Genomic DNA, 14751 nt, shown 5'->3' with positions numbered 1-14751 from the left:
GGTGTTCAGGGTCAGGCGGTTGCGCCAGGTCCTGACGGGCACCGGCTTGTCGGACTCGTCGAGCGCGGTGCGGGTGGCGGCCGGGGCGGGGGGTGAGCGGCGATGCTGCTTCTGGAGGAATCGGGTCAGGAGGCCGATCCGTCGAGGCCGAGGCGGATCACGGCGAGTGCCTCGGCGATCTCGACGGTCATCTCGTCCTCGGGGCCGAAGACCATGCACATGTCCTGGTGGAGCGGTTCGAGGACCTGCCGGGCTTCGACGGCCCGGCCCTGGGCGAGTAGCAGCATCCCGATGTTGTGCCGTAGCTCCACGGCTTCCTCGCTCACGTCGCTGTCGACGGCCCGTACGACGTTCAGCACGCCCTGGAGCGCGGCGAGCGCGTCGGTGACCTGGCCGAGTTCGGCGCGGCACCGGGCCGCCTGGGCGCGGCAGGCGCGGGCCTGCTCGCCGGTGGGTCCGGCGATGCGGGCGTACGCGTCGGCGAGGGCGTCGAACTCGGGGAGAGCGGCCCGGTAATCGCCGCCGAGGAGGCGGATCGCCGCTCGCTGCCGGCGCAGCGCCAGGACCTGCTTGCTCTCGGAGCCGAGGGCGAGGGCCGCGCGTTCGATGACGTCGCCGAGCACCTCGGCGGCCTGCGCGAACCGCTCCTCCTCCAGCAGGGCGTCGGAGTGGGCGTACGCCTCCTTGATGTCCTCGCGCAGCCGGGCGGGGACGGGCACCGGCTGGGCCCCCGGGAGGACGGCTGTCGGCGCCGAACCACCGGGCTGAGGGGCCTGGGCGCGGGCGCGGGGCGCGAAGGGGTGACGGAACACGCCCGTCGGGTCGGGCGCGCCGACCGGCCCGGCGTCGGCTGCGCCGGGCTCTCGGCCCGGCGGCGGGAGGAACGGCAGCAGCCGCGCGTACACCTCCTGCGTGTCGGCGGGCCGCGCCTCGGGCGCCTTGCGCAGCAGGTGCAGGACCAGCTCCTCCAGCGCCTCGGGGACGTCGGGCCGCAGCTGTCGCAGCGGGGTGGGAGCGGCGTTGACGTGCTGGTACATCAGCAGGTACTCGCTCTCCGCCTCGAACGCGAGGCGCCCGCTGAGGAGTTCGTGCAGCACACAGCCCAGCGCGTACAGGTCGGTCTGAGGGGTGATGCGTCCGCCGCGGACCTGCTCGGGCGACATGTACTGGTGGGTGCCGATGGGGCTGCCGGTGGCGGTCAGCTTGGTGACGTCGGTGCGCAGGATCGCCGCGATGCCGAAGTCGAGGACCTTCACGGTGCCGTCGCGTGCGACGAGGATGTTGCCCGGCTTGAGGTCCCGGTGGATGACCGGCACGTCGTGCGCGTACGACAGCACGGTCGCGACCTGCGCGGCGACGGCGGCCGCCCAGCTGACCGGCAGCGGCCGGCCGGGGTCGAGGTAGGCGGACAGCGGTACGCCGTCGACGAGCTCCATCACCAGGAACAGCCGCTCGTACGACGCGTCGAGCACCGCGTCGTACACCTGCGGCACGCCGGGGTGCTGGATGCGCGCGGTGATACGGGCCTCGCGGCGGAAGCGCTTGGCGAACTCCTCGGCCAGCTGCGGGGAGGTGACCGACGCCTGCCGGATGAGCTTCACGGCGACGGGCCGGTCGAGCACGGCGTCGTAGCCGCGCCACACGTCGCCCATGCCGCCGTGGCTGAGCTCCTCCAGGAGTTCGTAACGGTCGGAGATCGCCTCCTGCGGCACCTTGCCCCCGGTGTGCGTGATGAGCAGTCACTGTCAGGGGTCAAGTGTGACCGCTGCGTCGATCCGCCGTCCAGGGCTCGCGGTGCTACATGGGCAGGGCCGCGGCGGTGGACGGCGGGCAGGAGGGTGCGGCGGCCGGTCGGCCTGCCGCCGGCGGCAGGACGTACTCCGCCCAGACCGTCTTGCCGGGACCGTCCCGGCGCGCGTGCCAGTCCCAGCGGTCGGCGAGGTGCTCCACCAGGAGCAGGCCGCGGCCGGTGTCGCGGAGGTCCGTGGGTGTCGCCACGACCGGTACGCCTTCGGTGCGGGTGTCGGTGACCGCGATCCGTACGGTCGTGGCGTCGCGGGCCAACGCGAGGTGGAAGTCGCGGCCGGGGACCCGGCCGTGCCGGACGGCGTTGGCGGCGAGCTCGGCGACGATCAGCGTCAGCGCGTGGTGCGTCTCGCAGTCGTAGGGGATGCCCCACGCGTCGAGCCGCTGCCCGGCAAGACGCCGGGCGAGCCGCGCGCCGCGCGGGGTGGAGCTGAACCGCATCGCGAAGTGGCCTGTGGGGTTGGTGGGCCGGGGGAGGGGGTCGGGGGCAGCGGTCTCACTGTTCATGCCCTCAACGCTCCCGGCGGTGGCGTAGCGTGACCAGTGGTGACGCGCCGTCGCGTGCCGGTTGTACGCGACGGGGCGGGAGGTGTACGAGGCGCGCCGCGTGACCGGCTCGGGGCGGGCGCGTTGGGCCGGGGAACGGGGCCGGGGAGGCGGTGGAGCCGATGGAGTCGGTGGAGCGGGGCGAGGCCGAGGGTGCGCGGGATGACGCCGGGCCGAGGCCGGAGGACGAGCCGGGATCGGGCGTGGTGACGGCGTTCGGGCGGCAGTTGAAGTTGCTGCGGGTACGGGCGGGCCTGGAACGGCCGGAGTTCGGGAAGCTCACGGGCTACGCGGCCCAGTCGATCGCGTCATTCGAGCAGGGGCGGCGGATTCCCCCGCCGAGGTTCATCGACCGCGCGGACGAGGTGCTGGACGCCGGAGGCGTCCTCAAGGCGCTGAAGGAGGAGGTGGGGCGGGCACAGTATCCGGCGTTCTTCCGGGACATGGCGCGGTTGGAGGCGGGCGCGGTCGGCCTGTGCGTGTACGCGACGCATGCGGTGCCGGGCCTGTTGCAGACAGAGGAGTATGCGAGGGCCGTTTTCCGCATGCAGCGCCCGCTACTTGATGACGATGTCATTGAACAGCGTCTGGCGGCTCGGACGGTGCGGCAAGACATCTTCACTCGTCGACCAGCACCGCTGCTGAGCTTCGTCATCGAGGAAGTTGTGCTGCGCAAGCCAATCGGTGGATGGGCGGCACTCCGAGGGCAGTTGGAGCAGATTCTGCTCGTAGGGCAGAACCGCAACGTGGAGATTCAGGTGATGCCGACTGAGCGAGAAGACCATGCAGGGCTGGGCGGCCCCTTCAATCTGATCGACACTGCCGAAGGGCGACGCATCGCGTACACCGAGGTACAGGACGACAGCCGCCTGTACACCAGTGCGGGAAAGATCCGTGAGCTTGAAGCCCGATATGGCATCCTCCGGTCACAGGCGCTCACCCCCTGTGAGTCGCTGGCCTTCATCGAGGAACTGCTGGGAGAGAGATGAGTGTTCAGCACACCGAGTCGACCGTGCCGGTGTCGGCCTGGTTCACGAGTAGCTACAGCAGCGGCGGGGGTGGCGAGTGCGTCGAGGTCGCAGCCGCCGTCGACGGCATACACATCCGTGACTCGAAGGTCCGCTCCGGACCGGTTCTGACGGTCGCCCCCGAGGCGTGGGCCGGGCTCGTCCGGCTGGCCGCCGACCAGACCCTCTGAGCCGTACCTTCGTAACCGGCGGGGCCCAGTCGCACAGGCGGCTGGGCCTCACGGGTTGCCCGGTCGGCTGCGGCAGAAAGACGCCCGCGCTACTTCACGTCTTTGGCCAGGACGGCGACGGCGACCCTGCCCACCACCCTCGTCAGGACGTAGTTGGTCGAGCCACTGAAAGCGACGCCTACGCCGGCGGGTATCGCCTTGGCCATCGCCTTCTGGGTGAAGGTGATGGACACCCGCTTGAACAACTGCTTGATCGTGACCAGGGCGGGCCCCCGCAGGTACTGGTAGACCAACTTCTCGGCGATCTTCATGACCGCTGCCTTGCCGCCCTTCGCCGCCATCTGTTCTGCCGAACTTGCCAACGCGAGCACGAAGGCGAGCTGCTTCTTGTCCTCATCGCCCAGCTCGGTCTCGTACACCTCGACCAGACACATGCACATGTCGACCTGGAGCTTGAGTGCTGCGGCAGCATCAGCGGCACCGCCGCCCAGGACTGCGACCGCCGTCCCGATCCCCGGAATCACGCTCGGAGCTGCGGTGGCCGCCCCAGTGACCGCCGAGAGTTTGGCGTACCGGCCTATGATCTTGGCGGCGATCCGGCGCTTGTCCTCCAGGCTTTCGGGCTTCCGCTTGAACTTGGCCTCGAAAGTCGCACGGTAACCGTCTACGAGCTTGGCGGCCGCCTGCGGTGTGATGACGATCGTCTCGACGGCCTTCTGGAGCCGAGACTCCTCGAGCTCGCCCGCCGCGTGGTTCATTCTTTCCCCTACAGATCCGTTGCACCTCACGCAGAGGACAACTTGCACAGCGCACAGGGTTGTACGCAGAAAGTGGGTGCTCAGTCGCACTGGCGGCCGGGCACCCACGTCTGAGGGCCGACCATGACCACCGGCCTTCTTGGCTCGTCGCAATCGAGGGTGTTGCTGGGGACCAAATCCGTCAACCGAGTCCCATGGCTGACGGTCGCCGCTCATCAACCTTCCTCGTGGCGTTACTCGTTGTCCCCGAACCAACGGAGCGCTCGCTCGGCAATCCCGCTGGAAAGCTTGCCCGTCGCCGATCTGGCCTGGCCGAGGGTCTCGCTACCGACGCGCCAGGCGGCATCGACGCCCTCTTCTCCTGCCTCGAGCACCTTGTCCATCGCCTCCGCGGCCGCGTCCGTCCATCGTCTCGCCTCCGAGGACTGGCGTCCGGACTCGATGCCGAGCCGTCCGTGGAAGTCATGGACACTGGCCGAGACACGGTTGCTCGACTGGACCACAGCCGGGGACGCGGCCGGGTTCAGCAGCACATTCGCGTTGGCCGAGTCGGCGGCCGCGTTCATCCGGGCCACCAGGCGCTCGGTGCTGAGCGTGATCCGCTCCAGCCGGTCCTGCCGGGCACCCTTCAGCCCACTGCGATGCCCGTCCAGCTCCTCCGGAGACGCGTCCAGCACCCGGTCGAGTTCGAGTACGGCGATCGCGTCCTGCAACTGGAAGCAGCGAGCCAGCACAGCGAGCCACTCCCGAACAATCGACTCGGCTTTCTCGGCCGTCGTGGCGAGATCACCGATGTCAGTCTCGCGCTCCATCTTCTCGGCGAGCGCGTCGAGTTGACGCAATGCATACGCCTGGGTCTCTGCGATCGTCGTCGGCGCGGTCTGCACCTTCGACCACATGATCTCGTCGACCCTGCCCCTCTTCTCCCGGATGGTCATGGTCTCCTCGATGACGAAGCCCACTCCGATCATCCGGGCCAACGCAGTGTCCTTCTGGGCGCGCAGCACGTCGTCGACCTTCTCGTCGATCGTGGCGAGATAGTCGGTGATCTCGGCCATGCTCTGTTGCATGGCTACCTGCGCCATGATCCCCGCGGCACCGGCAAGAATCGCCGGGTTGGTCAGAAGCGATCGGGGCGCCTTCACGACCTCGATGAACCCTCTGATCTGGCCCTTTGGTCCTTTGACCACGCCTGTGCTGAGACCCGTCTTCGAGCTCTTCCTCAGCCCGTACTTCTGGACACTCTGTGCCGACTCCCGCGTCAGCTTCACCCAGCGACCGGAGTTGGCGGCGATCTCCGAACCTGCCTGCGCGACTACGGCCCCGGTACCGACGGCGGGCTTGAGCCGTTCCAGTCCGAGGTCCTGGGACGCCAGTCCCTCCGAGACGAGGAAGCGATCGACATCCGTCGGATTCCCTATGACCGCCAGTCCGTCACCGTCACTGATCAGCTGAATCTCGTTGTCCATCGCCCGCTCCTGAAGTGGCTTCTCGTGGTCGAGGGGGAGGTAGAAGGCCGCGGCTGCCGGCACCAGCTCGTGAGCCTTCTTCTCCGCACGGCTACGGCGTGCGGAGCACAAGGGGTGCCCCGGCCGGCACGTTCAGCCGGGGCATACGAGTCGGACGTCAGTCGTCCAGGCCCTCCTCGCGGCGGATCATCCGCCAGGCGGCCTTGCGGGCGCTGCGGTCCAGGCTGGACTTGAAGCCCTTGTCGGGGCCGAAGTACTGGCGGCCCATGCCCGCGATGGTGTCGATGTGGTCGGCCATCTTGTCCGCGAAGACGTTGTCGAAGACGAGCCCGAAGTTGTACTCGTCGTTGACGACGGCCGCGGCCCGTACCTTGGGGTCGGCCTTGGCCTCCTCGAACGGGCGGATGACGTCCTGTTCGGTGAATTCGGTGCCGAAGCGTTCGTTGAACTTGTCGATCAGCTGGGAGAGCAGTGACTTCTCCGCTTCCTTGGCACCGCCCGAGCCGTCGCCGAAGCCCTTCATCGTCGTCGGCCCCTCGGAGGTGAGGGAGACGTCGTACTCGCCGGTCTTCTCCACCCGCATGTGGCTGAGGTCGATCTCGCCTATGTCCACGCCGCCGTCCGCGCGGCGCGGGAGCCGGTTGAGGAGGTAGCGGCCGTAGAGGTGCAGCCGCTCCAGCTCGGCGTCCCGGTAGGGGACGATCTGCGCGAGGAAGCCGTACTTCCTGACGTAGTCGTTGAGGTCGGCGCGGAAGCCCTCCGCCGTCTCCTGGTCGTCCTCGTCCTCGCTTTCGAGCAGAGCGGTGAAGCGGGCGACGGCGGGGGAGAGCAGCCGGTACAGCTCGGCGTGCAGCTTCTCCCACTTGGACTGTGAGCCTGCGGCTTTCTCCTTGGCGGCGAAGTACGCGGCGGCGAACTCGTCCATCTCCTGCCCGGACAGGATCGCCGCCTGCATGACCCGGCTCTGCGCGGTGTAGAGCAGGTTGGGGTCGGAGGGGAGGGTGTTCGCCTCCTCGAAGTACGGGCGGAAGGACTCCTGTATGTCGTCGGCGTCATTGACGAAGTCCAGTACCGCCAGGTCCGCCTGGGTCTTGCGCTCGGCGGTCCGGTTCAGCCGGGACAGAGTCTGGACGGCGGAGATGCCGGTCAGTGACTTGTTGACGTACATCGTCGTCAGCAGCGGCTGGTCGAACCCGGTCTGGTACTTCTCCGCCACGACCAGGATCCTGTATTCGCGCTGGCCCGCACCGCCGGCTCGGGCGGCCTTGTCGTCGGCACGCGTGTACGCGAACGCCTTCGGCAGCGCGCCCTCCGACAGTCCGCCGTTCTCCTTCGGCTCGGTGGTCTCCTCGCCGTCGATGGTGAGCGAGCCGGAGAAGGCGACGAGGACGCCCAGGTCGGGGTACTTGGTGTCGTAGTCCCGGTCCTTGATGTAGCTCTTGATCGCGCGCGCCATCTGCACGGCCGACTGCCGGGAGGCGGTCACCACCATCGACTTGGCCCGGCCGCCGAGGCGGCCCCGGCTGTGCGCCACGAAGTGCTCCACGATCACCTGGGCGTGCTGGGCGACCGTCGAATCATGGGTGAGCGCGTACCGGGCGAGCAGGGAGTTCGCCTTCGACGGGTCGACCTCCCGCTCGTCGGGGTTCTGGTTCACCAGCTTCCAGTACGTGTTGTACGTGACGTAGTTGCGCAGCGGGTCGAGGATGAACCCCTCCTCGATCGCCTGCCGCATGGAGTACGTGTGGAAGGGCCGGTAGGCCGCCTTGCCGTCGATGTCCTGGAGCGTGCCGAAGAGTTCGAGGGTCTTGGCCTTCGGCGTGGCGGTGAACGCGAAGTAGGAGAGGTTCGCGGCGCGGGAACGCTGCTCGGCCCTCTTCCTGAGCTGCTCGTCGAGGGTGGCGGCCTCGGCCTTGACCGTGGTCGCGCCGGCGTCGTCCGAGTCGGAGTCCAGGCCGAGGTCGCGCAGGGCGGACCGTACGGCGGTGGCGGCGTCGCCGGACTGCGAGGAGTGCGCCTCGTCCACGATGATCGCGAAGCGGCTGCCCTGGATCTCGGTGGGGTTGCGCTGGAGGTAGTCGAGTAGCGCCGGGAAGGAGTGCAGGGTGACGGTGACGATCTTCCCGGTGTCGCGGGAGAGGGCCTTGGCGAGTTGCTCGCCCTTCGCCCCGTGCTTCTCGTCGATCTTCACGACGAGGCCCGCGGTTTGCTCGAAGTTGCCGACCGTTTCCCGGAGCTGGGCGTCAAGGTTGCGGCGGTCGGTGATGACGATGACCTTGTCGAAGACCGGCACGCCCGGCTTGAGACCCTTGGCCACGGCCTCGGCGTCGAGCTCGCGGGGGTCGGTGGGTGTGTGCAGGTCGCTGAGGCGGTGGGCGAGCCAGCCGATGGTGTTCGACTTGCCCGAGCCGGCCGAGGCCATGACCAGATAGTCGTGTCCCGCGCCGTGCGTGGCGGCATGAGCGGTGAGCTTCTTGACCACGTCCCACTGGTGGAACCTGGGGAAGATCATCGTCTTCGTCGTGCCGCCGCCGGGCGTCTTGCTCTTGTGCAGGTGCACGAACCGCTGGAGCAGGTCCAGCCAGTTGTCCGGCTGCCAGACCTGCTCCCAAAGGTAGGAGGTCGCGTACGTGCCGTACGTGGTCGGGGCCGGGTTGCCTGCGCCGCCCGGCTGACCGGGGCCGTTGGAGCCGGTGTTGAACGGGAGGAAGCGGGTGTTCTTGCCCTTGAGCTGGGTGGCGACGAAGACCAGGTCCGGGTCGACGGCGAAGTTTGCGACGACGCGGCGCGTGAAGATCAGCTCGGTGGGGTCCCGGTCGGCGCGGTACTGCTCCTTGGCCTGCTCCACCCCCTGCTTGGTCAGCGGGTTCTTCAACTCGGCCGTGGCGACCGGGATCCCGTTGAGGAAGAGGGTGAGGTCGAGCCGGTTGCCCCAGTCGGCCTGCTTCGTCGCGTACTCGAGTTCACGGACGACGGTGAGGCGGTTGGCCCGGTAGCCGTCCAGCACGGAGTCGTGGGCGACGAGGTTCGGCTTGAAGTACGCGACGCGGATCAGGACACCCCGGTCCTTGACGCCGTTACGGAGGACGTCAAGGAGCCCGTTCGTGGCTATGGCCTGGTCCAGGCGACCGGCGAACCCGCGCTGCGCCTCGTTCGGGTCGCCGCCGTAGACAGTGAGCAGTTCGCTCCACTCGTCGGGCTGGGTCCCCCCGATGAAGGTGAACAACTCGTTGGTGTCCAGGCCGAGATCGGCCCGATAGTCCTGCGGGCGCGCCTCGCGCCAGCCGCGCTCGACCATGGCGGCGACGATGGCGTCACCGAAGGCGGACTCCGTGTGGATGGGGCTCATGGCTACGCGGTGACTCCGTCCGTTACGTTCCGTCCGCTGGCGGTGGATACGTCGAACTGGCCGGTTACGGCGGCGGTGATGAGGGCTTGGCGGCGTTCGGCGAGCAGTGCACCTCGCCTTTCAAGTTGTGACACCTGCGCCAGGGTGGATCTCTCAACATCCCGAAGTCGACTCGTGATCTGCAGCTGCATTGCCACATTTGGTGCAGGAATTCGCAACTGGCGGACCAGCTCTTGACTAAGGTTGGGCTGACCGGCACCAACGGCCTGGGCCACGATCCCATCCTTGTGCGCGCGAAACCAATAGTAGGCATACTCGGTCGAGATTCTTCCAACGGGAACTAGCGCGCAACACGCCTGATTAAGGCATGAATCCATGCCGAGAATGCCCACTCTTCCCTTTGTGGTACCCTGGCCGTACAAGGCCACGACAAGCGCTCCTGCTGGATGTACCTTCAAAGCAGAGAAGTCGAGCAGTGCTTTCTTTGTGACGCTCTTCTCGACCTGCCTAATCAAGCCATCTCTAACATCTGTACTGTTGACCCAAGGATAGGGGCCACCGAAGTATGAAGTATCACTCGACGTTGGCGTAGTGCCACTCGCGGTGCGAAATTCCTGGCTGACTTTGTGAAGCTGCCATCTATGATGCATCATTGGCATCCACGGAACACCGGTTTCTGTCGTGGGTCCCTGACCGACCGTCGTCTCCTGGCGCATGAACTCCTTGAATCGATACCCGAGGAGTTCTACTTGTCGCTGACTGCAGTGGCGCATCTCGTCGATGCGGGCGGTCTCGGCGTCGAGGAAGTCGGCGATGCGGCACTGCTCTACCGAATCAGGCACCCTGAACTCGATGTTCGCATACCGTTCTGCATTGAAGTTCTGGATCGTTGAGGCAACCGATTCGGAGCGAATTGTATGCTGGAATGGCTCGCTCCGGGCGACGTAGGCGAGGAAGCGAGGTTCCACACTCGACAGAGGGCGAAATCTCACCAGATATCCAGCAAATGTTGCGCCAGCGTCGGCGGCGCGAACGAGGTAGGACTGCCCGGGAGGAGTGCCGCTTCGAGAAAGAAGAAGGTCGCCTGCTTCGAGCGTGAATCGTGCCTCCGGTAGCCCGGATACGAAAACACCCTCTTCGGTAGTGGTTAGCGTGCCACTGCTGATATCCGTTGTCCGCAGCAGACGCACTCCCGTCTCAACATAGTTTTCGGCCGAGATGTTCAGTCCATATTGGCCGGCATCTACGCACAGGTTCTTCAGGCGAACTTTGCTCCAGAAAGTCACTTTGTGACCTCACCCAACAGCGCCTGGATCTCCGCCTCCAGCGACTGCAACTCCGCGTCGATCTCCGCCAGCGGCCTCGGCGGCTTGTACACGTAGAAGTGCCGCGTGAACGGGATCTCGTAGCCGATCTTCGTCTTCGTGTGGTCGATCCACGCGTCCGGGACGTGCGGCAGCACCTCGCGCTTGAGGTAGTCCTCAACGTCTTCACCGAGCGGAACGTTCTCGTAGTCCCGCAGGTCCAGGTCTGGCTCCGGCGCGCCCTTGACCTTCTGGACCTCGCCCTCCGGGTCCCGTACCCCGACAGCCTCTCGTACCGCCTTCGCGAACGGCGCTCCCGACGGCCACGTCAGGCCGGCCGCGACCACCGCGTCCTTGAGCGCGACGAACGCCTCGGACTTCGTCGTCCAGGACGAGCCGAGCAGCGTACGCACTGCCGCGACGAACTCCTCGCTCCGCTCCAGCTTGGCCACCGGCTTGGCCTCCGCCAGCGCGGCCAGGGTCTCCTCCGTGACCTCGAAGCGGAGCTTCAACGGCCGCTCCACGGTGATGCGCTGGTAGCCGAAGTCCTCGTTCCAGAAGACCTTGACCTTGCCGTGCAGAGCGTGCTCCGGGTCGCCCGCGACCTGCAGCGCCTCCGCGTACAGCCGGGTGATGTCGCCGATGTGGTCGGGACGGCCGTTCGTCCCGTCGCCGAGCTCCTTGCGCTTGTCGCCGAGCGACTTGCGCATCTTCTGCCACTGGTCGCGCGCGTCGAGCAGGACGACCTTGCCCTTGTGGTCGGCGTCCTTGCGGTTGGTGAGGATCCAGAAGTACGTGGAGATACCGGTGTTGTAGAAGAGCTGGTCCGGGAGGGCGACGATCGCCTCCAGCCAGTCGTTCTCCAGGATCCAGCGGCGGATGTTGGACTCGCCGGACTCGGCCGCGCCCGTGAACAGCGGGGAGCCGTTGAAGACGATGGCGATGCGGGAGCCGCCCCCGCCGTTGACGTCCACCGGCTTCATCTTCGAGATCATGTGCTGGAGAAAGAGCAGCGAGCCGTCGTTGATGCGCGGCAGGCCCGCGCCGAAGCGGCCGGCGTCGCCGAGCGACTTGTGCTCGTACTCGACCTCCTCCTTGACCTTCTTCCACTCCACGCCGAACGGCGGGTTGGCGAGGATGTAGTCGAACGTGCGGCGGGCGTGGCCGTCGTCGGAGAAGGAGTTGCCGAAGCGGATGTTCTCCGGGTCCTGGCCCTTGATCATGAGGTCGGACCGGCAGATCGCCCAGGACTCGGGGTTCAGCTCCTGCCCGTACACCTCGACCGTCGCGTCCGGGTTGAGGGCCTTGATGCGGTCGTCGGCGGCACTGAGCATGCCGCCCGTGCCGCAGGCCGGGTCCATGACCGTACGGACGACACCCGGCAGGCTGAGGGCGTCCGCGTCGGGCGCCACCAGCAGGTTGACCATCAGCTTGATGACCTCGCGCGGGGTGAAGTGCTCACCCGCGGTCTCGTTCGACTGCTCGGCGAAGCGGCGGATCAACTCCTCGAAGATGTAACCCATGTTGTGGTTGGGTACGACATCGGGATGCAGGTCGAGGTCGGTGAACCTGCCGATGACCCGGTAGAGGAGGTTCGCGCTGTCGAGCTTCCTGACCTGCTGGTTGAACTCGTACTTGTCGAGGACCTCGCGGGCGTTGTCGGAGAAGGCGCCGACGTAGATCTGCAGGTTCTTCGCCGCGTTCTGCGGGTCGGCCGCGATCTTCCGCAGCGTGAGGTCGCTCTTGTTGTAGAAGGAGTGGCCCGAGGCCCTGCGCAGGAAGTGGTCGGTGTCGATGTCCTGGCCCGCGAACCTGGCGAGGGTCTCGACGACCTTCTCGCGCGTCGGCTCCAGGACGCACTCCAGGCGGCGCAGCACGGTGAACGGCAGGATGACCTTGCCGTAGTCGGACTGCTTGTAGTCACCGCGCAGGAGGTCGGCGACGGACCAGGCGTGGTTCGCCAGCTCCGTGTGCTTGCTGCTGTTCAAGAGGTCCCGGCTTCCTTCCGATGAGCACCGTCCGGGCGTGGGACGGCAGGGATCCAGTGTGGTCGTGTGAGGTGGGACGCGTGGGGCGTTTCAGGCGGAACTGCTGTCCGGGCTGTCCGGTGGCAGGAGTACGCCGGCGGTGAGGCCGGTGGTGAGGGTGGCCGCGGTGTCGGCGGCGAGGTCGGCGGTTCGGCGGACGGCCGCGCGCAGTTCGTACACGCGGCGGAAGGCCTCCCCGTAGCGCCGCTGTTCCTCCAGCGGCAGCAGCGGTACGCGCAGGCGGCCCGGTGTGACGTGCACGAGGGTGCTGCCGGTGGACGCGGAGGCGATGTTGTCCTCGGCGCCGAGGAACCCGGCCAGGAACCACGGGTCGAGGCGGGCCGGGTCGGGGCGCAGGAGGTGGATGTGCGGACCGAGCAGGGCTCCGGCGTCCTGGTCGTCCGCGACCCGGGTCATCGCGGCCGCGTCGCCGCCGCTCGCGACGGCGCGTACGAGGACGTCACCGGCGGCTACGGGTTGCGCGGCGTCAGCGTGGATGTCAACGGCCCTGCTGGACGGGGGGTTTCCGGCGGAGACGTCCTGGGCGGTGAGGACCGGCCGCCCCGCGGTGGGGGTTGTGCCGCCCTTGGAGCCTCGTGTTCCGGACGTCGCCGCCCGCAGCACGGTCAGAGCCCCGCCGCGTGCCAGGTCGGAGACGGTCGCCGTACGCCACTCGCGGGCCGAGGCCCCGGACGGCTGCCACCCGCCGGACGCGGAGGCGGCCGCCAAGGCGGCTACCTGGTCGGCCAGTTGGCCGTGCAGGTCGTGGACGCGCCGGGACAGGGCGGCGGGGTCGATGTCGGCCGCGGTCGCCCGCACATGGCGGGCCGGGGTGACGTCGACGACGTCGTCGAGGAGGTCGACGAGCGGCACCGCGCGGGCGACGCCGGGCTCGTCGGCGTAGGTGTCGGGGGCGGTGGTGAACGCGGCCCACTGGCCGAGGACCCGCTCGGTCAGCCCCGCCCAGTCGAAGGAGGTGGCAGAGGCGGAAGAGGCAGAGGAGGCGGCGGAAGAGGAGGAGCCGGACCGGCGGGGGCGTGAGCCGCCACGGGTGCCGGTGCCGGTCGTGGCCGTGTCGGTGGCGGACGACGTTCCCGCGGCGCCGTCCCGCTGCTCGCCCTCCCCGTCGACGAACAGCACTGTCGTACGGTCCGTGCCTCCCGGCTCGGGGCGTTGGAACACCCAGATCTGCAGGCCGATGTGGAGCGGATACGCGGCACGTGCGGGAAGTGAGACGACGGCGCGCAGGGCCCCGCTGCGGATGAGTTCCGCGCGGATGCGGCGGCCGGAGGAGCGGAAGGCGAGTGCGGGCGGCAGCAGCATGACCGCGTGGCCGCCGGGCTCCAGGTGCGCGAGGGCGTGTTGTACCCAGGCCAGTTCGGATTCGAAGCGCGGTGGGAGCCCGTACGCCCACCTCGGGTCGTAGGCCAGCTCGTCGTGACCCCAGTCGCGGTCGGCGAACGGCGGGTTGCACAGGACGGCGTCCACGGTGACGTCGGGGAAGGCGTCGGCGCGCAGGCTGTCTCCGACGCGGATCGTCGTCTCGGCCTCGGGCGCGGCGAGCAGCAGCCGGACCGCGGTGCGCTGGCCCTGGACGGGGAGCGAGTCCTGCCCGAACAGTTCCTCTGCGCCCTGCCGGGCGGCGGCGGCGAGGAGCGTGCCGCTGCCGCAGGCGGGGTCGAGGACGCGGGACGCGCCGGCAGGCAGGAGCCGTGCCATGAGCAGGGCCAGGCCCTCCGGGGTCTGGTAGACGCCGCTGGCAGCGCCCTCGTCAAGTTCGCGTTCGGCGAGGACGTCGACGGCGGCCTGTGGCCCCGCCTCACGGATGCAACCCAGCAGCGCGCGGAGCACGCCCGCGTCGTCCGGACCGTAGCGGAACGGCTCGGCCTCGGGCACGGCAACCGGGAGCTCTCCCGCGGACTTTTCCGCTCGGGTGATCAGCTGGTCGTCGGACAGGGCGGCAAGTTCGGCCAGCTCCTGCGGTGTGCGGCGGGACGCGGCGGCCACCAGCGGGAACAGTCGCGCGGCCACCCCCGAGCCGGGTCCCAGCAACCGTAGCGCCGTACGCAACTCCTCGGTCGGCGAGGCGGTGGAGGTGTGCCCACGTGCCCGCAGCCAGGCCTGGACGGCCGGCAGGTCGTAGAGCGGACTGGTCTCCGTGCCCGCGCTCGGGGTCGGGAAGTCGTCGTGGCGGCGGCGCCAGTTGCTGACGGTGGCACGCGTGACCCCTGCGATGCGGGAGATCTCGGCGGCCGTCACGTGCGCGGAGGGCGCCGGCTGGGCTGGTGGCTGCT

General features: G+C 68.4%; 10 protein-coding genes. 2 read left to right on the top strand and 8 right to left on the bottom strand.

What is annotated here, in order from left to right:
- Positions 1-125 precede the first annotated feature (125 nt).
- Entirely contained in the window at positions 126-1712 is a 1587-nt protein-coding gene (locus AAW14_RS24905) for a serine/threonine-protein kinase (RefSeq protein WP_265566159.1), read from the bottom strand.
- Positions 1713-1797: 85 nt separating this feature from the next.
- The gene (locus AAW14_RS24900; RefSeq protein WP_265566158.1) at positions 1798-2313 is read right to left on the bottom strand and encodes an ATP-binding protein; all 516 of its coding nucleotides are present in this window, start codon (positions 2311-2313) and stop codon (positions 1798-1800) included.
- A gap of 161 nt (positions 2314-2474) precedes the next feature.
- Between AAW14_RS24900 and AAW14_RS24895 the strand changes: the two genes are divergently transcribed.
- Entirely contained in the window at positions 2475-3341 is an 867-nt protein-coding gene (locus AAW14_RS24895) for a helix-turn-helix domain-containing protein (protein ID WP_265566157.1), read from the top strand.
- Positions 3338-3550, top strand: coding sequence for a DUF397 domain-containing protein (locus AAW14_RS24890; RefSeq protein ID WP_265566156.1), 213 nt, complete (start codon positions 3338-3340; stop codon positions 3548-3550). The genes AAW14_RS24895 and AAW14_RS24890 overlap by 4 nt, the downstream gene beginning before the upstream one ends.
- Before the next feature lie 89 nt (positions 3551-3639).
- On the opposite strand, the gene AAW14_RS24885 is transcribed toward AAW14_RS24890, so the two are convergent.
- The 6 genes from AAW14_RS24885 to AAW14_RS24860 form a co-directional block, all read right to left on the bottom strand.
- A complete protein-coding gene (locus AAW14_RS24885) occupies positions 3640-4308 on the bottom strand; it encodes a hypothetical protein (protein WP_265566155.1) in 669 nt (222 codons plus the stop codon).
- A gap of 233 nt (positions 4309-4541) precedes the next feature.
- Positions 4542-5777 carry a hypothetical protein gene (locus AAW14_RS24880; protein WP_265566205.1) on the bottom strand — a complete coding sequence of 412 codons (1236 nt, stop codon included), beginning with the start codon at positions 5775-5777 and terminating at the stop codon, positions 4542-4544.
- Positions 5778-5934: 157 nt separating this feature from the next.
- Complete coding sequence (locus AAW14_RS24875) at positions 5935-9126, bottom strand: type I restriction endonuclease subunit R (protein WP_265566154.1); 3192 nt, start codon at positions 9124-9126, stop codon at positions 5935-5937.
- Positions 9127-9128: 2 nt separating this feature from the next.
- Positions 9129-10412 (bottom strand): restriction endonuclease subunit S, encoded by a 1284-nt coding sequence (locus AAW14_RS24870; protein ID WP_265566153.1) that lies wholly within the window; start codon positions 10410-10412, stop codon positions 9129-9131.
- Positions 10409-12418 (bottom strand): type I restriction-modification system subunit M, encoded by a 2010-nt coding sequence (locus tag AAW14_RS24865; protein WP_265566152.1) that lies wholly within the window; start codon positions 12416-12418, stop codon positions 10409-10411. The genes AAW14_RS24870 and AAW14_RS24865 overlap by 4 nt, the downstream gene beginning before the upstream one ends.
- A gap of 90 nt (positions 12419-12508) precedes the next feature.
- The gene (locus AAW14_RS24860; protein ID WP_265566204.1) at positions 12509-14716 is read right to left on the bottom strand and encodes an N-6 DNA methylase; all 2208 of its coding nucleotides are present in this window, start codon (positions 14714-14716) and stop codon (positions 12509-12511) included.
- Positions 14717-14751 lie beyond the last annotated feature (35 nt).

The sequence above is a fragment of the Streptomyces hygroscopicus genome, assembly GCF_026168105.1.
Classification (GTDB): Bacteria; Actinomycetota; Actinomycetes; order Streptomycetales; family Streptomycetaceae; genus Streptomyces; species Streptomyces hygroscopicus_D.
This window is presented reverse-complemented; position numbering and strand designations above follow the sequence as displayed.

Bases quoted from the DNA above. Each gene is read 5' to 3' on its own strand.
- AAW14_RS24900 (WP_265566158.1), bottom strand. From the start codon at position 2,313: ATGAACAGTGAGACCGCTGCCCCCGACCCCCTCCCCCGGCCCACCAAC.
- AAW14_RS24895 (WP_265566157.1), top strand. From the start codon at position 2,475: ATGGAGTCGGTGGAGCGGGGCGAGGCCGAGGGTGCGCGGGATGACGCC.
- AAW14_RS24890 (WP_265566156.1), top strand. From the start codon at position 3,338: ATGAGTGTTCAGCACACCGAGTCGACCGTGCCGGTGTCGGCCTGGTTC.
- AAW14_RS24885 (WP_265566155.1), bottom strand. From the start codon at position 4,308: ATGAACCACGCGGCGGGCGAGCTCGAGGAGTCTCGGCTCCAGAAGGCC.
- AAW14_RS24880 (WP_265566205.1), bottom strand. From the start codon at position 5,777: ATGGACAACGAGATTCAGCTGATCAGTGACGGTGACGGACTGGCGGTC.
- AAW14_RS24875 (WP_265566154.1), bottom strand. From the start codon at position 9,126: ATGAGCCCCATCCACACGGAGTCCGCCTTCGGTGACGCCATCGTCGCC.